General features: G+C 64.5%; 16 protein-coding genes. 1 reads left to right on the top strand and 15 read right to left on the bottom strand.

The features are described 5' to 3' along the window. Window positions 1-119 precede the first annotated feature (119 nt). The 3 genes from trpA to trpB are packed head-to-tail and all read right to left on the bottom strand — an operon-like array spanning window position 120 to window position 2,807. Window positions 120-920: a tryptophan synthase subunit alpha gene (gene trpA, locus AC1VWL_RS17015; protein WP_482987458.1), complete on the bottom strand. Its 801-nt coding sequence runs from the start codon at window positions 918-920 to the stop codon at window positions 120-122. 1 nt (window position 921) lies between these two features. Continuing rightward, a complete protein-coding gene (locus AC1VWL_RS17010; RefSeq protein WP_482987457.1) occupies window positions 922-1,590 on the bottom strand; it encodes a hypothetical protein in 669 nt (222 codons plus the stop codon). Further along, entirely contained in the window at window positions 1,590-2,807 is a 1,218-nt protein-coding gene (gene trpB, locus AC1VWL_RS17005) for a tryptophan synthase subunit beta (protein ID WP_282266633.1), read from the bottom strand. Before trpB ends, AC1VWL_RS17010 begins: the two co-directional genes overlap by 1 nt. Window positions 2,808-2,901: 94 nt before the next feature. Between trpB and AC1VWL_RS17000 the strand changes: the two genes are divergently transcribed. Continuing rightward, window positions 2,902-3,792 carry a LysR family transcriptional regulator gene (locus AC1VWL_RS17000; RefSeq protein ID WP_482987456.1) on the top strand — a complete coding sequence of 297 codons (891 nt, stop codon included), beginning with the start codon at window positions 2,902-2,904 and terminating at the stop codon, window positions 3,790-3,792. A gap of 203 nt (window positions 3,793-3,995) precedes the next feature. Here AC1VWL_RS17000 and AC1VWL_RS16995 read toward each other — a convergent pair whose 3' ends face one another. The 12 genes from AC1VWL_RS16995 to aroC form a co-directional block, all read right to left on the bottom strand. Beyond that, complete coding sequence (locus tag AC1VWL_RS16995; RefSeq protein ID WP_482987455.1) at window positions 3,996-5,093, bottom strand: toxic anion resistance protein; 1,098 nt, start codon at window positions 5,091-5,093, stop codon at window positions 3,996-3,998. A gap of 63 nt (window positions 5,094-5,156) precedes the next feature. Beyond that, on the bottom strand, window positions 5,157-5,894 hold the full coding sequence (locus AC1VWL_RS16990; RefSeq protein ID WP_482987454.1) for a hypothetical protein: 738 nt from the start codon (window positions 5,892-5,894) through the stop codon (window positions 5,157-5,159). Then, on the bottom strand, window positions 5,872-11,232 hold the full coding sequence (locus AC1VWL_RS16985) for a DNA repair ATPase (protein ID WP_482987453.1): 5,361 nt from the start codon (window positions 11,230-11,232) through the stop codon (window positions 5,872-5,874). The genes AC1VWL_RS16990 and AC1VWL_RS16985 overlap by 23 nt, the downstream gene beginning before the upstream one ends. A gap of 140 nt (window positions 11,233-11,372) precedes the next feature. Continuing rightward, the gene (locus AC1VWL_RS16980) at window positions 11,373-13,373 is read right to left on the bottom strand and encodes a flotillin family protein (RefSeq protein ID WP_482987452.1); all 2,001 of its coding nucleotides are present in this window, start codon (window positions 13,371-13,373) and stop codon (window positions 11,373-11,375) included. Next, window positions 13,373-14,062: a hypothetical protein gene (locus AC1VWL_RS16975; protein ID WP_482987451.1), complete on the bottom strand. Its 690-nt coding sequence runs from the start codon at window positions 14,060-14,062 to the stop codon at window positions 13,373-13,375. The genes AC1VWL_RS16980 and AC1VWL_RS16975 overlap by 1 nt, the downstream gene beginning before the upstream one ends. A gap of 213 nt (window positions 14,063-14,275) precedes the next feature. Then, complete coding sequence (locus tag AC1VWL_RS16970; RefSeq protein ID WP_296246060.1) at window positions 14,276-14,935, bottom strand: phosphoribosylanthranilate isomerase; 660 nt, start codon at window positions 14,933-14,935, stop codon at window positions 14,276-14,278. Continuing rightward, window positions 14,932-15,705, bottom strand: a complete 774-nt coding sequence (gene truA / locus AC1VWL_RS16965; RefSeq protein WP_282266643.1) for a tRNA pseudouridine(38-40) synthase TruA — start codon at window positions 15,703-15,705, stop codon at window positions 14,932-14,934. The genes AC1VWL_RS16970 and truA overlap by 4 nt, the downstream gene beginning before the upstream one ends. Window positions 15,706-15,750: 45 nt before the next feature. After that, window positions 15,751-16,110: a VOC family protein gene (locus AC1VWL_RS16960; protein ID WP_482987450.1), complete on the bottom strand. Its 360-nt coding sequence runs from the start codon at window positions 16,108-16,110 to the stop codon at window positions 15,751-15,753. Window positions 16,111-16,122: 12 nt separating this feature from the next. Then, entirely contained in the window at window positions 16,123-17,982 is a 1,860-nt protein-coding gene (locus AC1VWL_RS16955; RefSeq protein ID WP_482987449.1) for a type IV pilus assembly protein FimV, read from the bottom strand. A 116-nt stretch (window positions 17,983-18,098) separates the two neighbouring features. After that, window positions 18,099-19,124 carry an aspartate-semialdehyde dehydrogenase gene (locus AC1VWL_RS16950; RefSeq protein WP_482987448.1) on the bottom strand — a complete coding sequence of 342 codons (1,026 nt, stop codon included), beginning with the start codon at window positions 19,122-19,124 and terminating at the stop codon, window positions 18,099-18,101. An 81-nt stretch (window positions 19,125-19,205) separates the two neighbouring features. Further along, a complete protein-coding gene (locus tag AC1VWL_RS16945; RefSeq protein ID WP_482987447.1) occupies window positions 19,206-20,258 on the bottom strand; it encodes a 2-hydroxyacid dehydrogenase in 1,053 nt (350 codons plus the stop codon). Beyond that, on the bottom strand, window positions 20,251-21,348 hold the full coding sequence (aroC, locus tag AC1VWL_RS16940) for a chorismate synthase (RefSeq protein WP_482987446.1): 1,098 nt from the start codon (window positions 21,346-21,348) through the stop codon (window positions 20,251-20,253). The genes AC1VWL_RS16945 and aroC overlap by 8 nt, the downstream gene beginning before the upstream one ends. Window positions 21,349-21,497: the final 149 nt, after the last annotated feature.

The following is a 21,497-nucleotide window of genomic DNA, read 5'->3' as shown; positions in this document are numbered from 1 at the left end:
CCCCCCGTGCCCCGCCCCGTCGCGGCCCCGGCCCGCCCCCGCCCACCGCCCCCCCCCCCCGCCCCCCCCCCCCCCCCCCCCCCCCCCCCCCCCCCCCCCCCCACTACAGGTGACGCCGCTCAGCGATCCAGCGCTTCGCGCAGCGGCTTGAGGAACCCAGCAGCCGCAGCCGCCGGGCCCTCCGTCTCAGCTATTGCTGAGACCAGCGCACTGCCGACCACCACACCATCAGCATCCACCGCCATTGCCGCCGCACTGGCCGCGTCCTTGATGCCGAAGCCGGCTACCACCGGTGCACTGGAACGACTACGCAGCAGCCGCAGGCGTTCGCCAGCCGCGCTGCTGTCCAGACGTTCAGACGCGCCAGTCACGCCGGCAAAGCTGACGTAATACAGATAGCCCTGCGCCGCCTGGCACAGGCTGTCCAGGCGGGCCTCGCTGCTGGTCGGCGAGGCCAGCAGGATCAAGGCCAGCCCAGCTTCGGCAAACACCGCTCGCGGTTCATCAGCCTCTTCCGGCGGCAGATCGACCAGCAGAATGCCGTCCACACCGGCGGCCACCGCCTCTTCGGCATAACGCGCATAGCCGCGGATCTCGACCGGATTCAGATAACCCATCAACACCACCGGGGTGGTCGTGTCGGTCTGGCGGAAGCGCGCCACGGCATCAAACACATATTGGCGCCCTGCCCCGCGCTCCAAGGCGCGCTCGGAGCTGCGCTGGATGGTCGGGCCATCGGCCATCGGGTCGGAGAACGGCACACCGAGCTCGATCACGTCCGCACCGGCCTCGACCAGCGCATGCATCACCGGCACGGTCGCCTCCAGCGAGGGGTCGCCAGCAGTGATGAAGGGAATCAGCGCCTTGCGGCCGGAGGCGCGCAGGCGGGCGAAGCATTCGTCAATTCGGGTAACAGCCATGTCAGGCACATCCTTCAATCAGTTCAACCGCATCGGGCTGGCCCCAGTAAATGGAAGTAACCAGGCCATCGAGTGTTTCCAGGCGCAGGGCCAGGTTGGCGGTCTTGTCGGTCCAGGTCAGGTAATCGCCATTGGGCGAGTTATAGGCGTGCGGACTGGTCACCACGCCCGCAGGCAGACGCCGCTTGGCCTCGGCGACCGTCATGCCCACCCACAGGTGGAACGGCGTCACCTCGGCACCAGACGCAGGCTCGGCAACCTGTTGGCCAGGCTCAAAAGTTTCGTTCACTTCAAAACGCACGATGCGGTCGGCGATCACCATCATCGAAATGTTCTCTGGCAAGGAACCCTTGTCGTAGTACTCGCAGTCGCCCTCCATCGCCTCGCGCATGCCGTGCGAGACGAACGCCTTGTCTCCCGGCGCCTTGCCGAACGGCGCGCCGATGCGCAGCTCACCCAGCTGCCCCAGTCCAGCCGATGCGCTGGCAGCAGGATCCGCTGCGGATGCCGGGGACGGCGTTGCTGCGACAGGTGCAACAGGCGCAGCCGGTGGCGTTGCCGGAGCGGTCGGCTCAGGTGCAGGGGGGGACGGTGTGCATGCCGCCAAGGCCGCCGCCAGGGCCAGCAACAACGGAGTGTGCAGCACACGATTACACACGAAGCCGACCATCACAGCACCAAGCCTTCGCGCGCGGCGATGGTATGCACATCCTTGTCGCCACGGCCGGACAGATTGCACAGCACCAACGCATCCTTGGGCAACTCACGCGCCAGCTTGATCGCATGGGCGACCGCATGGCTGGATTCCAGCGCCGGCAGGATGCCTTCGATGCGGGTCAGGCGATGGAAGGCAGCCAACGCCTCTTCATCGGTGATGCCCACGTACTGCGCGCGACCGGTATCGGACAGGAAGGAGTGCTCGGGGCCGACGCCCGGGTAGTCCAGGCCAGCGGAGATCGAATGGGTTTCGGTGATCTGGCCGTCGTCGTCGCACAACACATAGGTGCGATTGCCGTGCAGCACGCCCGGGCGCCCGGCCGAAATGGAGGCGGCGTGACGGCCGGTATGGATGCCATCGCCGGCAGCTTCGGCACCGTAGATCTTGACCTCACGGTCGTTGAGGAAGGCATGGAACAGGCCGATCGCATTGGAGCCGCCACCGACGCAGGCAGTGATCGCATCGGGCAGACGGCCATAATCCTCCAGCATCTGCGCACGGGCCTCGCGGCCGACGATGGCGTTGAAGTCACGCACCATGCGCGGGTAAGGGTCCGGGCCGGCAACGGTACCGATGATGTAGAAGGTATCGCGCACGTTGGTGACCCAGTCGCGCATCGCTTCATTGAGCGCGTCCTTGAGCGTGGCCGAGCCGCTGCTAACCGGCACCACCGTGGCACCGAGCAGCTTCATCCGATAGACGTTGATCTTCTGCCGCTCGATATCGGTGGCACCCATGTACACCACGCACTCCAGGCCCAGTCGCGCTGCAACCGTGGCCGAGGCCACGCCATGCTGGCCGGCACCGGTCTCGGCGATGATGCGGGTCTTGCCCATGCGTGCGGCCAGCAAGGCCTGGCCAATGGTGTTGTTCACCTTGTGCGCGCCGGTGTGGTTCAGGTCCTCACGCTTGAGCAGGATCTGCGCCCCACCCACGTCCTTGCTCAGGCGCTCGGCGTGGTAGATCGGGCTGGGACGGCCAACGTAATGCTTCAGGTCCTTGTCGTAGGCAGCAATGAAGGACGGATCGACCCGCGCCTGATCGTAGGCCGCTGCCAGCTCCTGCAAGGGCCCGACCAGGGTTTCGGCGACGAAGCTGCCACCAAAGCGGCCAAAGTGCCCACGCGCATCAGGGAAGGCGTGGAAATCGGAGATCGACGGATCAGTCATGACGTCACGGCTACAAGGAACAGGCAAGCACTCTAACGCAGGGCCGGTGACATAAAAATGGATAATTCAGCCAGCACATGTTAGAAAAACTCACATGAAGACCCGTCAATCCCTGCCTTCGCTCAATGCCTTGCGTGCCTTCGAGGCTGCGGCACGGCTGCGCAGCGTCAGCCAGGCCGCCGCCGAGCTACATGTCACCCATGGCGCGGTGAGCCGGCAACTGCGGGCGCTGGAGGAAGAACTGGGACTGACCCTGTTTGAACGTGACGGCCGCGGCATCCGCCCCAGCGCCGCCGGCCACCGCTTGCTGGAAGCAACTTCCGGCGCGTTCTCGCAGCTGCGTGATTGCATTTCCTCGCTGCGCCGACCGCAGCGCAATGACGCCTTCGTGTTGGGCTGCCCTGGCAGCCTGCTGGCCCGCTGGATGATCCCGCGCCTGCAGGACCTGCAGCGCGACCTGCCCGGCCTGACCCTGCACCTGGCGGCACAGGACGGCGATTTCGCCCCACGCCTGGATGGGCTGGATGCAGCGCTGATGCTCGGCCAGGCGCCCTGGCCCGACGGCTGGCAGGTGCACACGTTGGCGCCGGAGCGGATCGGCCCGGTATTCAGCCCGTCGATGCATGCCGCACATGTGCTGGCCCGACAGCCCGTGGATGCCGTGCGCGAGCATGCGGTGCTGCATACGCGCTCGCGCCCCCAGGCCTGGCCGACCTGGGCTGCACGCAATGGCATCGATGCGGATGCGCTGACCTATGGGACCGGCCTGGAGCATCTGTATTACATGCTGGAAGCGGCGGTCGCCGGATTGGGCATCGCGATTGCGCCTGAACCCCTGGTCGCTGATGACCTGGTCAACGGCCGCCTGATCGCGCCGTGGAGCTTTGTTGAGACGGAAGGCTGCTGGGCGCTGTGCACCGCGGGTGACCAGCAAGATCCGCGTGTGGCTGCATTGGCGGATTGGCTGCGCAAGCAGCTTTTGTAGGCGCTCTTGGCCTTTGTGGGAGCGGCGTCAGCCGCGAAGCTGGCAATGCTTGAAAGGCCTCGGAGCTTACCCCCCCAACCCTCCCCTTTGCTACGCAAAAGGAGGGAGACAAGCCTTATCTTCGGCAAAGGGAGGGGGCAACAGCGCTGGCGTCAGCTGTATCTGACGCATCAGTGGTTTCGCGGCTGACGCCGCTCCTACATTCAGCTGCCTTGCGTCGGCTGTGCCAGTCGCTGCTGCACGTCCTCACGCAGGCGCGCCAATTCGACTTCCGCCTGCTGCCGCTGCTGCATGCCTTCGCGGTGGATGCTGCGCACTTCTTCCACGGTAGCGATCAGCTGCTCATGCACATGGCGCAAGGTGGCCACATCAATCACCGCACGCTGATTGGCCTTGGCCGTTTCCACCGAGGTCTGGCGCATCAGGTCGGCGTTGCGGCGCATGAGTTCATTGGTGGCATCGTCGATGGCATTGGACAGATCGACCGCGTTCTTCTGCTCGCCCAGCGACAGCTGGATGGCGAACTGGCGCTTCCACGACGGGATGGTGATGTCGCGTACGGCGTTGAATTTCTCGATCAGTTGGATCGCATTGGCCTGGATCAGGCGGATCATCGGCAGCGACTGGTCAGCCGCGTGCTGCATCACAGTCAGATCACCCACGCGTTTGTCGAGCAGGCGGATCGCATTGTCGATCTCGCCACGCCGAATGCGCGACTGCGGATCTTCCAGGCCAACCAGCGCGTGCAACTCGTTGTTGAGTTCGGCCAGGCGCTGTTTGCCGGCGGCGATGTGCAGGCCAAGACTCTGCCGTTCGTCGCGGACGATGACATGCATGCGATCAAACTCACCGACGCGCTGGCCCATCTGCGCCTGCTGTGCGCCAACGTCACGCAGCAACTGTTCGATCTGCTGGTTGGTGTCGCTGAATTTCTGCACCAGCTCGCCCTTGGAGGCGCGCATGCGGTCGATCAGGCCACCGATCACCGGCACCTTGGAACGCTCGTTCAAACCGTCCAGCTTCAGCGAGCGGGCAATACGCACCACCTCACCGAGCTTCTCACCCGAGGCCTCCAGGTCGCGGTTGCGCACATGGTCCAGCAACTGACTGGAGAAGGCCGCACTCTTGCCCGCCGCGTCGCGGCCGAATACGTGCAGGTTGCCCGGGCTGATGTCGTCCAGCGTGCGCACGATCTGTGCGATCTGCGGGCGATCCGCTTCGCTCAGGCCCAAGGCGACCAGCATGGTGCCATCAACATCGGCGGAAGGGCCGGCCGGCAGCGGCAAAGTGTCCTGGGTCATCAGCAGTTCTCCTTGAGCAAGTGGCGCCACACGGCGCGCGAGCAATCATGTGCAGGATGGTTATCAGCGCAGTCTAGCCTGCATCGCCGTCACCTCGTCGAGAATCCGGGCCTGCACCTGGGCAACCTGTTCCAGTTGCGCCTGCTTGTCGGCGGCGCGTACCGCCAGGCCTTGCTGCCGCCAAAGCGGTAACAACACGTCGCGGATGCGTTGGTAACGCTCGACCAGCTCCACGCCCTGGGCATGCAGCAGGCGCAGCTGTTCGGCCTCGGACTGCCGCAGCCGGGCTAGCCCGCGCAGATGTTGCAGGCGTCGCTGCAACGTGGCCTGCGCCACCACCTCGGGAGGCGGCGGTATCGCCTCACCGGCAGCAGCCCAGTCATCGATGGCAACCACTGCCATCTGCACCCGCCCGACCTGCTGCAGATGCTGGTCAAGCTCCTGCTGCAACACCTGTACGCAGTCGTCGGCACGTAACAGACAGACATCGAGCTGGGCCGCCAGCTGCTCGGCCCGCGCCTGCGCCTCGACATCACGCCCCAACAAACGGCCAAGCAATCCCACCGAACGGCGGATCTGGCGCCCATCGGCTGCCGACATCGCCTGGCGGATATTGTCCATCTCCGCGACCAGCCGCGCTGCCGCCATGCCAGCCTGCGGTGCACCCAGCAACTGCTCGATCGCGACCAGCAGTTCCGCGCCGTAGCTGGCCACTGCCAGCGCATCATCGGCTTGCAGCGGCGGCTGCGGTGGCAGCGGCAACACTGGCGGCGTCACATCAGGCATCGTCCGGCGCTTCATTGCCACGACTGCCCTGCTGCCCCGGTACCACCACATTGCCGCCGTAGAAATGCCGCATCAGCGCTTCGTCCAACGCCTTCTCTTCCCGCGTGCGCGCACGCCGCACGCGCGGTGCTGGCTTGCTGCCCGCACCGCCGTCCTTGGACAGCCACTCCTGCAGCTGCGTGGCCAGGCCAGCCAAGGCATCGCCAACCTCGCCCTGGCGCTGCTGGGCTGTCGCCAATACCTGCAACAACGGGGTCAGATCCTGCACTGGTGCAACCGGCGCCACTGCCGCTGGCGGTGCTGCGACCACCGCTGCGGGACGCTCGGCAACCGACTGCAACAAGGCCACGATCTGCTCCCACGGCACCTCGACCTGCGGCGCGAGCGGTGCAACCGGCGCTGGCTCGTCAGCACGCAGGCCCTGCAGCCCACTGGCAATATCGGCCAGCTGCGCGACCATGCGCGCACCAGTGTCGGCATCGTCGCCGCCCATCGCTTTGTCGCGCATGAAGTCGCGTTTGATCTGCTCCCAGCGCGCCATCTGCGTCGCATCCAATACCTCGCGCAGCTCACCCAGCTTGAGCAGGTTTTCCTCGGAGCCACTCGTCAGCAGCTGCGACTCGCCGAGGTAATGGTCGGTGACCAGCTGCTGCAGCTCGGCGGCATTCATCACCGGCGAAATCTTCTCCGACAGCTTGTTCATGTTGCGGTAGCTGCCCTGCAGGCGGAACGGCGGCTCGACCCGGTACTTGTCGGCCTGCGCGGCACTGGCGATGTATTGCTGGTTGACCCGATACACCACCTCGCGCACCTCCATCAGCCGCTGCAGTGTGGCGACGATCTCATTGATCTCCGCGCCGCTATACGCATGGCTGAGCGCATTGGTGGACACCTCCTTGCCGCTGGCCTTGTCAACCAGCAGATAGAGGTCGGCCAGATCGCGGGTCGCCATCGGCGCCAGCACCTGGCTGGAGGTCAGGCTGTTCTCGATGTAGCTGAGCTTGAAGGCCTCTTCCATGCCGCCGAGTACATCACCGAGGTTGTAGATATCGGCACGGTTGGCCAGCATGTCCGGCACCTTAAACACTTCACCGGACTCGGTATACGGGTTGCCGGCCATCACCACGCAGAACTTCTTGCCGCGCAGGTCATAGGTCTTGGTGCGGCCCTTCCACACGCCCTCGATGCGACGGGTGCCGTCACACAGGGAAATGAATTTCTGCAGGAACTCCGGATGGGTGTGCTGGATGTCGTCGACATACAGCATGGTGTTGTTGCCCATCTCCAACGCCAGGTTGAGCTTGTGCAACTCCTGCCGCGAGGTGGCATCCGGTGCCTGCTCCGGGTCCAGCGAGCGCACTTCATGGCCCAGGGCCGGGCCATTGATCTTCATGAAGACCAGGCCGAGCCGATTGGCCACGTATTCCATCAATGTGGTTTTGCCGTAACCGGGCGGACTGATCATCATCAGCAAGCCCATCAGGTCGCTGCGTTTGTTCTCGCCCACCGTGCCCATCTGCTTGGCGAGGTTGTCGCCGATGATGGGCAGGTAGACGTCATTGATCAGCTTGTTGCGAACGAACGAGCTCAGCGGTCGGGCCTGGAACTCGCTCAATCGCAGGGAATCGCGTTCGCGCGCACTGATGCGATGACGCAGCGCCTGGTAGCGCTCGAAGCCGGGCTGGAACTGGCGGCGATGCGACTGCCAGCGCTGCAGGAAATCATCCACCGCCAATTGCAGGTGGCCTTGGGTGACGCGCGCATGCTCACCGAGCAGGCCACCGACATCGGCGATCAAGGTCACCTCGCGTACCTGGCTGCGCAAGGCCCGTTCGCCGAGCAGCATCGCAGCGGCTTCCGGCACATAGCCGGCCATGGCGGCAAACTTCGGCTGGCCACACATTGCCTGCAACCATTGCAGCGCCTGCGCCCATTGCAGGGCCAGTCGCGTGTTCAGACGTTGCAGGCTGCGATCAAATGCATCCGCTTGCCCGGCAGCCTGCAGCTGTTCGCGCAGGCCGCTGAGCAGCTGCCGCGCGTAGCCACTGAAGGAGAAGGTTGGCTCGCCCTTGCCAAGCTCCGCCAGCAGGTACTCGGCAGCCAAGGCTGGCACGCCGCTGTCGAACGGCAAGCCATGCTCGTCCTGGAAGGCAGCCAACGCCGATGCGATCTCCGTGCGCAAGGCATCAAGCCCGTCCCGCACATTGAACAGCTTGGCGATGGCGAACGCACCGGCGGCGCGTTCCAACCACTGGCTCACTTCCTCGCGCTTGCCCTCACGCGCCCAGAACAGCAGGGCAAGCGCGCGTGGACCCGCCGCGTGCACCAGCGAACCGGCCGCCTGATACAGCGGCAGAACCGCCTGCAGGATCAACGTCGCATCGTGATCGTGAATGCCTTTCTCGTAGCCTTCGCGGTAACGTGGCGCAGCGAAATCGCGCACCCGCTTGGCCAGCGCATCGGCTTGCGCGGCTTCACGCAGCAACAGCTCCACGCTCAGGCCATCGCGGCCGTTGATGGCCGCATCCAGCAGCAGACCTGCCAGATACTCGCCGCGATAGAGCGCGACTGATTCCGAATCCAGGGTCACCGGCCAATAGTCGCGCAGCTCCTCCAGCTCCGGATCGACAATGGCCTCGTAGTAGTCGGTGCCAGTGAGATGTACTGCCAAACCATCGCCGCGCGGCAGGATGGTCAGGTCCAGCGGCTGGGTGTTGACACTGAAACGGTGTCTGCCAAGACGGATGATGTTGCCGCCGCCTTCGAACAGATCACTGCGATCACGCAGCGCCCGCACCGCCTGGTCGCGCACGCCCTTGAGCCGTGCTTCCACGTCGTCGGCCTTGACGCTGTCCTTGTAGTCGCGCAGGCGATCGGCGAGCTCACGCAACTTCAGGATCAGCGGGTCACCGGCGAAGAAAGCGTTCAGTTCATCAACGGTGGTGAAGCGCTCGGTACGCTTGGCCAGGCCATCAAGGATGCGGTTGGCTGCGTCCAGTACCGACTGTGCCTTGCGCTGGCGCGCATCCAGCAGCGTCTGCTTGTGCGACTCGAAGGTATCGAGCAGCTCCTCACGCTTGTTGAGGATGTCGCCAAGGAACTGTTCATGCTCGCCGAACTGGCTCTCCAGTTCTTCCAGCTGCACCATCAATCGCGACAACTGCTCGTCGGCGCGCTCCGGGTCGGTCGCCAAACCCAGCGCACTGGTGATGGCCTGGCTGAACAGGGAGAACTGTGCCCCAAACTGCGCCACGGCTTCAGCCGAACCCAATGAACGACGGCGCTGATCCGCACGTGCGCGCGCCTGGTTGAGCTTGGCGTAGATGGCAGAAATGGCCTCGACCACGCGCGTGCGCTGCGCGGCGTCGTCCACCTTCAGGCTGGCCATCAGCTCGGACAACATATCCAGATCGCCCGACATCACCTGCATCTGCGCGATCTGCTCGGACAGCTGCTTGGCGGTCTGTGCCACCTGCGCGGCGGCATCCAGCTCCTGCAATCGATCAGCGAACGGCTGCAGCGCCTTGTCGCTGCCAAGGAACTCACCCGCCGCCGCACCAACCCGGTCATGCGCCTCCTGCAAGGAGACGTTCATTGCATCGATGGCGGCGACGTCGACGTAACGGAAATCGCGCACCGTCAGCAGGCGGCCACGCAGCTTGCCGATGTCGCCCAGCGATTCGACGAACTCGCCGATCTTCGTCCAGTTCTGCGGCTGCAACCGCCCCAGCAGCGTCTTGTGCGCAGCGGTGACCTCAGCCATTGCCTGCGCCGACTGCTTGCGGATGCTCTCGACCTTCTCGTACTCGTCGAGCATCGACTCGCCGGTCGCACTGATCTCGCGCAGCAGCGTCGCGGCACCGTCGCAGTTGGCGTCATCCAGCCAATGGTGGGTATCGAACAGACGGCGCGCGTTATGGGTCAGCAGCTCGTAGCGCGGCAGCGACACCTCGCGACTGTCGATCTCGCGACCGAGATCAAGCAGATTCGAGATGCCACGCACCAGCTCGGCATTGCCGATGCGGGCCATGAAACTGGTGCCGGTGGGGGCATGTGCAGCGAATTCATCACTGCTGAACGGGGTCTGCCAGACCTGCATCGGATGGACGCGGGTAGGCTCCTCGTTTTCGGCATTGAACAGCACCATCCGGCCATCGCGCATGAAGGCATAGCCCATGCCGAACACCGGGTTCTGCAGCACGCGCTGGATGCTGTTGTAGACGAACAGCGCCGACTTTCCGGCTTCGCGCTCGTAGAAGATGTACAGCATGTCCTCGCCGTTTGGCGAACGGATGGAGCGCTTGTAACGCATGCCCTGCATCGAGGCATCGAACGCCTTGTGCTCGCCGCTTTGCAGGTAATAGCCACCGGGGAATATGACGCCATGGTCATCGGGCAGCTGCACGCAGGCCTGGACGATGGCGTCGTTGCGCACCACCTTGCCGGTCAGCGTGTTGTAGATCAGGCCACGCCAGCTGTCCTCGCGGTACGGCTGGATCTTCAGCAGGATCAGCGAGCCGACCTTGGCGAAGTCAATGGTCGCGTCGTCCACCGACTGCGTGCTGTCCTCGACCGGCTCGCTGTAAACGCCCTGCCCGGTCTCGGTATTGTTCTCGACCTTGATGGTCAGGTCACCGCCGGTAGTCTCGACGAAGATCGTGTCGAGGATGTTCAGGTGCGGGAAGCGGCCACTGATCAACATGTCGCGACCGGCACGCACCCACTCGAAATCGAACGGTGGCGGCAGCGCGATATCACGTTCGCCACGTGCATCGATATAGGTCAGCTCGCCACTGGGCGCCATCGCCCAACGGAATACGCGCACATCAGTGCTGCGCTCGCCGATCTGGAACGCAGCCAGCAACTTGCCGTCGCGTACGATCAGCTGCAGCAGCCGCGCATTCTTGTAGTACGCGTAGAGCTCACCAAAATCGTGGACGAAGCCGGCCTGGGCCAGGAAACTGCTTTTCAGATCCACCGGGGTGACGTCGTAGCCTTCGGCACCGTCCACCAGGCGATAGAGCCCAAACACATCTTCGATGCGGGTCTGTGTCTTCAAACCGATGAAGACGTTGTAGCCGAACAGCAGCAGGTCATCGCCGACCTGCACCACATCGCGGCCCACGCAGTTGTTCTCGCTGCGGATGCGGAAGCGCCCGATCACTTCCATCCGGCTGTCGCCAAACTCCTGCAGCCTGCGCTGGTTCAGCGCGTCCACCACCTGCCGCAGACGTGCGCCCTGATCGCTCAGACGTTTGCGCAGCACCTCATAGGCACCGCCCTGCGCCACCGCCTGATCGGCGATGGAGCCGCCTTCCGGCGTAGCGGCAGCGTCCAGATTTGTATCGGCCATCGATTGTTCCCTGCTCTGACATCGGCAGATTCCGTCCTCGGGACGGAATCCCCGACGCCCTCATGCTCGTGTGCCGCCAGCTCCAGCCAGGCGGCGCATCAACGCCCCACGCGGTGCACCCGCGCGGGGCACGCCAACGCTCAACCTGCGTCCGACTCCATCGCCGGCGTATCGACACCACGCCGGGCCGGCAGACCGCGCGCGGACATGTCCACGCCCAGGTAGCGCTGCATCAGGTCCTGCACGATCGGGCTCTTGTCGGTGAGGCCCTCAATCGACTTGCCCAGCGAGACCGCCTTGACCAGGTTCTCGAACATGCCGCCGTCGCCGCCGACCATGTCGATCCTGGCGTTGCGCAGCGCACTGGCGATGACCTCGGCATTCTCCTTGGTCACTTCCTTGCCGGCGTCGATCGCCGCCAGGGCCTGACGCAGGCCGGTTTCCAGGGTCATGCGGAACTCTTCGTGGCCGCGTGCGGTGTCGCCCAGCGAATCGATGGCCTGGAACTTGCGGGTCAAACCGTCGGCTTCGGCGAACAGCTTCTTCTCGATGACCGCCGCTTCGGCCACGCCCAGCGTTTCGGTTGCCGTTGCCTTGGCACGGCCCATCTGCTCCTCGCCCTGCGCACGCGCGGCCAGCTGCTCGGCCAGCACCTTGGCTTCGGCCGTACCCTGCTTCAGATTGGCGTCGGCCATCGCATCGACGACGCGGGCTTCGGCAATACCAACCTTCTCGATGGCCAGCGCGCTGGCTTCCTTGACCTGGGCATCCGCCAGGCCCGGTGCGGCACGCTCGGCGCGCACGCCATCGGCCAGTGCTTTCTTGGCTTCGGCCTGCTTGCCGGCGGCATCGAATTCGGCCTGCGCCAGCGTGGTGATCTCCACCGCGCGGTGCTTGGCAGCAGCTTCGCTGGCTTCGGCCTCCTTGACCTGCTTGAGCATGGCTTCCTGCGCCTGCGCTTCGGCTTCGAGGATGGCGACCTGCTTCAGGCGGTCAGCTTCCGATACCTGGCGCACTTCCTTGATGCGCTCTTCTTCCTGCGCCACGGTCTTGTCGATGGAGATGCGCTCACGGGTGATGTTGGCAACATCCATCTTGCCCTGCTCGACCACCTTGTCACGCTCCACGCCCTGCAGCTGCACTTCACGATCGGTGGTGACCTGCTCCAGCTGGCGGGCACGGGCGACGCGCTCGACTTCGATGGCAACGGCACGCTGACGGTTCTGCTCGGCCACTTCCACTTCGCGCAGGCGGTTCTGGTCGCGGATGTCGATCAGCTGCTGCGCTTCGATGCGGGCATTCTCGGACAGCTGGCGCTGTTCTTCCTGCACCTTCAGGGTCTCGGCTTCCTCGCGGGCGCGGATGGTTTCCACCTCACGGCGCTGGCGCGCCTCGGCCTCTGCCTGCTGCCGCTCAAGCGCCAGCGTGGCTTCCTTGGCCTCGACATTCTTCTTGGTGATGGCCAGGCGCTCGTTCTGCGCCAGCTCGTTGGTGATCACGTTCTGCGCGGCGGTCAGCTCGGTGATCTTGCGGATGCCTTCGGCGTCGAGGATGTTGCTGGGGTCGAGCAGCGACTTCGGGGTCTGCTCCAGGTAGTCGATGGCCACGTCTTCCAGCGCGTAACCATTCAAATCATTGCCGATCACCGCGATGATTTCGTCACGGAATTCCTGGCGCTTCTCGAACAGCTGGGTGAAATCGAACTTCTTGCCCACGGTCTTCAAGGCTTCGGAGAACTTGGCGTTGAACAGGTCATCCACCGCGTTCTTGTCCGAGGCGCGATCTGCACCGATGGCTTTGGCCACGCGTAGCACATCGGCCTGGGTCTCGTTGACGCGCAGGTAGAACGCCACGGTGATGTCGGCGCGCATGTTGTCACGGCAGATCAGGCCTTCCTTGCCACGACGATCAACCTGCAGGGTGATCAGGCTGATCTTCATGTGCTCGGCGCGGTACAGCACCGGAATGATCAGGGCGCCGGTGAAGTGCACCTTCGGCTGCGCGCTCATGTCGTTGACGATCAGCGCGGTGCCTTGGTCAACCTTCTTGTAGAAGGCTTTGAACAAACCCGCCAAACCAAGGAAAAACACCAGCAGGGCAGCAACCCCGACAATGAAAGTGGCCAGCGCAGCAGTACTCATCAGTGGATCTCCTTGTCGCCTGATACATCAGAAGGGAAAACGTCCAAGCCTGGCAGGTCGGAATCGGCGACCACCAGGTAGTGATTCTTGTCGGGCAGGTATTCCACCAGCTTTACACGCTGGCCACGCGGCAAACGGCTGCCTTCGCGGGTCCGCACATGCAGGATCAGGCCGGCACCACCGTCGTCCATGCTGGCATAGCCCTGCGTGGCATTGACTTCCGGCGAGGTGACCTGGGCAAACCGGCCGAGGATGGACTCCTGGGCAACCGGCCGAAGCTTGAGCAGCAGTCGGCGTATTGGCCGCAGCACCCAGGCCGACACCACCGCACCGGGAATCAAGGCGGCAATGGCCACCACCGTGCCTACACCCCAGCGCAGGGGCGCCGGCAGTGACTGCAGAAAGAAAAGTTGAACCAGATAGGTGATGGTCCAGCCGAAAAAGGCCAGCAGCAACACCACCAGCATGGTCGGCGCACCACCGAGGCCGAGCCGCGCGAACATCGCGGCAATGCCGGTCGCGCCATGCTCACCGCCATGGGAATGAAAGTCGGCGCCGTCGCCGCTACCAATGCCACCGTCATCAACGATACCGGTCGCGGCCAGCAACCAGTAGATGACAGCAAACGCGAACACGACGCTGTAAGGCAACGTCGGGTAGGACAGCGCTACTTCCAGAAACTCCGCCATGCACACTTTCCTTGTGGCGCCCAGCTGCTCAGCGGGAACTGCCCCAGCCTGCAAGCTGTGACAGCATCATCCGTTTCCCACAGGCATCCGTGCTTGTCGCCGTGGACACCATCATAAGGGAATCAGCCCAGACATGCCCTGCGACCGGATCCCAAAAGTGCGGCAGCCCCGGGCAGCACCAGTGCAATACATCGCCACGCTCAGCGCGCGTATTCAGTCCTGCTCGACATGCAGGTCGGCGCGGCGTACTTCTTCGACGAACTGGCGCATCTTGTAGCCGTCCTTGATCCCGGGCGACACCTCGATGCCGCTGGACACATCCACGCCCCAAGGCTGGGTCGCGAGAATGGCGTCGTGCACGTTCTCTGGGCGAATCCCCCCGGCCAGCAGGTACGGCCGGTGCACACCGGGCGGAATCTGCGACCAGTCAAAGGCGACGCCGGTGCCGCCGCTGCCACCGGCCACGTGGCTGTCGAACAGGAAGCCCGCGGCATGCGGATACATCTGCTGCAACCCGCGCGCAGTGACGTCGCTGCGTCCGCCCATCGCAATCGCCTTCAGGTACGGCATATTGAAGCTGCGGCAGAACGCATCGTCCTCGTCGCCATGGAACTGCAACAAGGTTGGCCGCACCGCGCGCAGCACTTCGCGCACTTCCTCGCGATTGTTCTGCTGGAACAGGGCCACCACTTCGACCATCGGTGCGATCGCCTGGCGCATGGCGCGCGCCTCGGATGGTGCCACCCTGCGGGCACTGCCCTTGGCGAAGATGAAACCGATGGCATCCACACCCAACTCGGTGGCCAGGCGGATGTCGCCTGCGCGGGTCATGCCGCAGAATTTGATGCGGGTACGAAACAGCGTACGGCTCACAGTGTCACCTCGTCCGGCAGCTTCCAGAGCTCAGGATACAGCGGACCGACGAATACCAGGCCCTGCGGCGGTGCGGTTGGCCCTGCCAGGTTGCGATCACGGCCTGCCAGCAGCTCCCCGATCCAGCTTTCAGGTTTTTCGCCAGCGCCCACCATCATCAGCGAACCGACGATATTGCGCACCATGTGATGCAGAAAGGCATTGGCCTGGACCTCGACCTCGACCACCTCGCCCTGGCGCCGCACGGCGATCGATTGCAGCTCACGGCGGGCATGCAAGGCCTGGCATTGCGCGCTGCGGAACGCACCGAAGTCGTTCTCACCAAGCAGCGCCTGCGCCGCCCGATGCATGGCATCGGCGTCCAGCGGGCGCCGATCCCAGCTCAGGATCTGCCGGTACAGCGCCGGCCGTACCTGGCGGTTGAGGATACGGTAGCGATAACGTCGCGCCTTGGCCGAGAACCGCGCATGGAACTCATCCACCACCGGCACGCACCAGCGCACGCAGATCGACGGCGGCAACCGCGTGGTGGTACCCAGCACCCAGCCACGCGGCGCACGCTCGACATCACTGTCGAAGTGCACGACCTGGCATTCACCGTGCACGCCGGCATCGGTACGCCCTGCACACACCACACTGATCGGCGCATTGGCGACCGAAGACAGTGCCTCCTGCAACGTGGCCTGCACACTCGCGCAGCCGTGCTCGCCAAGCTGTTGCCAGCCCTTGAACTCGCTGCCGTCGTACTCCACGCCCAGCGCATAGCGCATCATTGAACCTCTGATCTTGTTGGAACCGGTGGAACCATGCCCAACTCAGTCGTTGTCGCGCTCTGACCACACAGCCAGTTCGTTGCCACCCGGTTCCAGGAATTGGAACCGCCGACCACCGGGAAAAGTGAAGATCGGCTTGACCACTTCACCGCCCTGCGTTGCGATGACCTCGAGCAGCGGGCCCAGCTGTGCGGCATACAGCACCAGCAGCGGCGCGCCCACGCTGGTCGTCGCCGGCGCACCCCGGAAGAAGCCACCCTGCAGCTCACCGTCATCAAAAGCAGTGTAATCCGGGCCGTAGTCTTCAAACGTCCAGCCGAACACCTGCTCGAAAAAAACACGACTCGCCGCAGGGTCGCGCGAGGCGAATTCCACGTAGTCAATCCGCCGCTCGCGTTTCATTGCAACTCTCCGTCAGGCCATGCGGCCAAGTAATTCCAGCGCTTCACTGCGTGCCTGCGGATCAGCGCTGGCAGCAACCTCGTTGAGCAGGGTACGGGCGGTCTCGGCATCGCCAAGATCGAGATAGGCAATGGCCAGCTCCAGCCGCTCACGGCCAGCAGGTGCCGGTGCCAGCGGCGCAACCGCAGCCACGTCACCGGCCATCCAACCCGCCTCATCGGCCGCAGCCGGCTCGGGTTGCGCAGGCACAGGCTCGACCACCGCGTCGAACTGCCGCGAGGCCTCAAACAGCAGCACAGGCTTGTGTGCAACGGCCGGCGCAGCCGCCGGAAGCACCGGCTCCACGCGGGCCGGCGGACTGGACTTCAGCCATGCCGGCATCGGTTCTTCATAGGCTTCGGGCTGCACTTCCGCAACGACCGGCAACGGCTGGACGTCGAGCTCGGCCCGCGGGTCGAATTCGTCCACTTCCGCTGCATGCAACGACTGCTGCGCAGCAGCGGCGCCCATCACCGGCATCGCTGCGGCCAGGTCTCCCGCCTCGAAATCAGCGCGCGGGGCAACCGGCAGTGGCTTGCGCCGACGGCTCAGCAGCCAACCCAACGCACCCAGTACCAGCAACGCCAGCCCCAACCAGATCCAGCCAAACGAACCGCTGCCATCACGCTTGGCCGCCTCACCCAATTGCTGCTGGGCAGCGGCCAGATCCGAATCCTTCATCGCGATCAGCGATTGCTGCTGCTTCTGCAGCTTCTCGAGTTCGCCGACCCGATCACGCAGCTCCTGCAGTTCCGCGTCACGTGCCGCCAGATCTTCCTTGGCTTGCTGCAGCTGTTCGTTGGCCAACATGTCACCCTCGCCACCGGCATCGAGTCCGGTCGTCATTCCCGCAGTCTGTTGTGCGCCGGCCACGGCCGGGGCGATTTCCAGGCGTGCACCACTGGGGCCCGCACTTGCTGCTGCCGGTGCAGCGGCCTTGGCCGGCGCCACCACAGCATCGGCTACGGCCGGCTGCGGAATGGGCGCGCGTGCCTGTCGCCACTGTGCGGCCTGGTCACGAACGATGGCACGTGCCTCGGATGCATCCACCCGTGCCAGCTCTTCCTGCGCCGGGGTACGCAGCACCGCACCCTGCTTGAGCAGGTTGATGTTGCCGCGGATGAAAGCTTCCGGATTGGCCCGCATCAGCGCGACCATGGTCTGGTTCAAGGACGCGCCGCTCTCGCGCGACAACTCGCGGGCGATCTGCGACAGGCTCTGGCCGCGCTGCACCGGAGCCAGCTGGCCTTCACTACTGGCCACCGGCATCGCTGCAGGGCGCGCTGCAGGCGCCGCAGCAACCGGTTGAGCCGGCGCAGGTGCTGCTACCGGCGCGGCAGGTGCCGGCAACTCAGGCAGCGGCTCGGGCTCACGCACGATCAGATTGGATTGGGCCGCAGCCGGCGCTTCGATGACCGGTTCGGCCACTGCGGTTGCGGCTTCGGGTGCGGCCACCAGCGCCGAGTATTCACGCACCAGCCGGCCCTGGCCCCAATCGACCTCGATCAGGAAACCCACCGACGCCACCTGCACCGGCGCGGCACTGGTCACCCGGATCACCGCGCGGCCGTCACGGTCCTGCGCAAACTGGAATTGCAGTTCTCCTACCAGCCCGGTCGGCGCAGCCAGCCCTACGCGCTCGAAGGTGGCCGCTGATGCCAGCCCCGCCTTGGCGTTGTCGAGCTCGCTCGCATCACTGGTAATGACCGGAATCTCAGCCAGCAAAGGCTGTCCCGGCTTGGACAGGACGCGGATATTGCCCAGCCCCAACGCCATTGCTGTGCTACTGAACAGCGCCAGGCCGAGAACCAGCACACCTTGTAATGAGCGCATCGCGCCCCCGCCCCTTGGTTTCATGGCGGCCAATATAACGGCTGACCCGCCTTTCGAACACCGCTGTACCGCCCATATGCAACGACGCCGGCATCACGCCGGCGTCGTTGGGGGGATCAGCCGCCGTTGGCGACCAGCTCGGCGAGCTGCACTGCGTTCAGTGCGGCACCCTTGCGGATGTTGTCCGCCACCACCCACATGTTCAAACCACGCGGGTGCGAGATGTCCTCGCGGATGCGGCCGACATAGACCGGATCGGTGCCCGAAGCATGGGTGACCGGGGTCGGATAGCCGCCAGCCTTGCGCTCGTCCACCACCTTCACGCCTGGCGCGGTGGCCAGCAGCTCACGGGCCTGCTCGGTGCTGATCTTCTTCTTCGTCTCGATGTTGACCGCCTCGGAGTGGCCGTAGAACACCGGCACACGCACTGCGGTGGGGTTCACCAGGATGCTGTCGTCGCCGAGTATCTTGCGGGTCTCCCAGACCAGCTTCATTTCTTCCTTGGTGAAGCCGTTGTCGAGGAACTCGTCGATGTGCGGGATCAGGTTGAAGGCGATCTGCATCGGGAACTTCTTCGGCTCGATCTCCTGGAAGCCGAGCAGCTGCGCGGTCTGCTTACCCAGCTCTTCCATGCCGGTCTGGCCCGCGCCCGACACCGACTGGTAGGTGGCGATATTGATGCGCTCGATGCCGTACTCGCGGTGGATCGGCGCCAGCACCGGCATCAGCTGCATGGTCGAGCAGTTCGGGTTGGCGATGATGCCGCGCGGGCGGTTCTTCGCTGCTTCCGGATTGACCTCGGACACCACCAGCGGCACGTCATCGTCGTAACGGAAGGTCGACGAGTTATCGATCACCACGGCGCCAGCAGCGGCGAACTTGGGCGCGAATTCCTTGGAGATACCACCACCGGCCGAGAACAGGGCGATCTCGACGCCGGCCGGGTCGAACGTGGCCAGGTCCTGGATGGTGATCTTGTCGCCTTCAAAGTCGACCTGCTGGCCGGCCGAACGCTCGGAGGCGAGCAGGGTCAGCTTGCTGATCGGGAAACTGCGCTCGGCCAGGATGGACAGCATGGTCTGGCCGACAGCGCCGGTGGCGCCAACAACGGCTACATGGAAACGACGGGCTTCATTGCTCATGGGGATACTCGAAAGTTTGGAGGGGGAGACACACATCGAGCCAGGTTCGGGGAACCTCCAGCGCGCGGCTGCCGAGGCTCCCTATCGTTTTTTGTCGTCGATTTTTTTGCCGGCAACGGCAATGCGCGCGGTGCCGTTGCTCAGCAGTTCGGTATTGATGGCATTGACCGGCTTGCCGGCATCCGGGCCGATGCCCAGGCCCGCCAGCAGGTTGTCCAGCGCAACCTGCACCATCGCCCGGCGTGTTGCCAGCGATGCGCTGCCGATATGCGGAGTGAGCACGATGTTGTCCAGCGCCAACAATTCCGGACGCACGTTCGGCTCGTTCTCGTAAACGTCCAACGCGGCCGAGGCCAGGCGACCGTTGGCCAGCGCATCGATCAGGGCCAGCTCATCGACGATACCGCCGCGGGCGATGTTGACCAAGGTGGCGGTCGGCTTCATCTTCGCCAGCGCGGCAGCGTTGATGATGTGGTGGTTCTGCGCCGTATACGGCAGCACCAGCACCAGGTGATCGACGCTGGCCAGTAGTTCATCGAAACCGACATAGCTGGCGCCGACCGCCTGCTCCTGCTCGGCAGGCAGCTGCGAACGGTTGTGGTACAGCACCTTCATGCCGAAGCCATGATGGCCACGGCGGGCAATGGCCTGGCCGATCCGGCCCATGCCGAGGATGCCCAGGGTGCTGCCATGCAGATCGGCGCCGAGCATGGTGGTGAACGACCACTGCCCCCACTTGCCGTCACGCAACCAGCGATCGGACTCGACGATGCGGCGAGCGGCCGCCATCAGCAGCGAGAAGCCTAGATCGGCTGTGGTTTCGGTAAGTACGTCCGGCGTATTGCTGGCAACGATGCCAGCTGCATTCAACGCAGGAACATCAAGATTGTTATAGCCGACGCCAACGTTGGCGATCATCTTCAACGCGGACGCATTGGCGATTTCCGCCGCACCGATCCGCTCGTTGAGCGTGATGAGGACGCCATCCATGCCGGCCAGATTCGCACTGAGGCTGGCACTGTCGTGCTTGGTGACCGCATCAGTGGAAACCACATCACAGTGCAGCGCCAACTGCGCGACGGTGTCGTCGAACAGGGGCTGCGACACCCAGACGCGAGGACGACAGTCAGTCATTGCGCTGGCCAGGAATACGTGGGCTCATCTCGCCGACATCGCAACATTGGGCGCGGTGGCGCATGGCCTGGTCCATCAACACCAGCGCCAGCATCGCCTCGGCGATGGGCGTTGCGCGGATGCCGACGCAGGGATCATGGCGACCGGTGGTGATGACCTCGACCGCATTGCCGGCCGTATCCACGGTTGCGCCGGGCAGGCGCAGGCTGGAGGTTGGCTTGAGCACCATCGAGGCAACGATCTGCTGGCCGGTGGAAATGCCACCGAGGATGCCGCCAGCATGGTTGGACTGGAAGCCCTGCGGGGTGATCAGGTCACGGTGCTCGGTGCCCTTCTGCGCAGCGCTGGCAAAGCCATCGCCGATCTCCACGCCCTTGACCGCATTGATGCTCATCAGCGCGGCGGCGATATCGCCATCGAGCTTGCCGTAGATCGGCTCGCCCCAACCCGGCGGCACGCCATCGGCAACCACGGTGACGCGCGCACCGACCGAATCGCCGGACTTGCGCAGCGCATCCATATAGGTTTCCAGCTCCGGTACCTGCCTGGCATCGGGCCAGAAGAAGGGGTTGTCTTCGACTGCATTCCAGTCGAACCCGGCCGGGGTGATCTCGCCAAGCTGCGACAGGTAACCGCGCACGCTGACACCGAAACGCTGCAGCAGCCACTTCTTGGCAACCACGCCAGCGGCCACCCGCATGGTGGTTTCACGCGCGGAGGAACGGCCGCCACCGCGCGGGTCACGGATGCCGTACTTCTGCCAGTAGCTGTAATCGGCATGGCCCGGGCGGAACTGCTGGGCGATGTTGCTGTAATCCTTGCTGCGCTGATCGGTGTTGCGGATCAGCAGCGCGATAGGCGTGCCGGTGGTGCGGCCTTCATAGACGCCGGACAGGATCTCGACCTCATCGGCCTCACGCCGCGCGGAGGTGTGGCGGCTCTTGCCGGTAGCACGCCGCTGCAGGTCGTGGGTGAATTCTTCGGGGCTGATTTCCAGACCGGGCGGGCAACCATCGATCACGCAGCCGATGGCCGGCCCGTGGGATTCACCGAAGGTAGTGACGCGGAGGAGTTGTCCGAATGTATTCAATGCCGTTGTGCTCTTGCGGTTGCTCTTGCGGTTGCTCTTGCGGTTGCTCTTGCGGTTGCTCTTGCGGTTGCTTTTATGCCGTCATTCCCGCGAAGGCGGGAATCGCTCTTGCTCTTGCTCTTGATTGTGCTCTTGATTGTGCTCTAGAT

The organism is Stenotrophomonas sp. STEN063 (assembly GCF_056854515.1).
The sequence above is the reverse complement of the archived record's forward strand: the minus strand, read 5'-3'. Positions and strand labels throughout refer to the sequence as shown.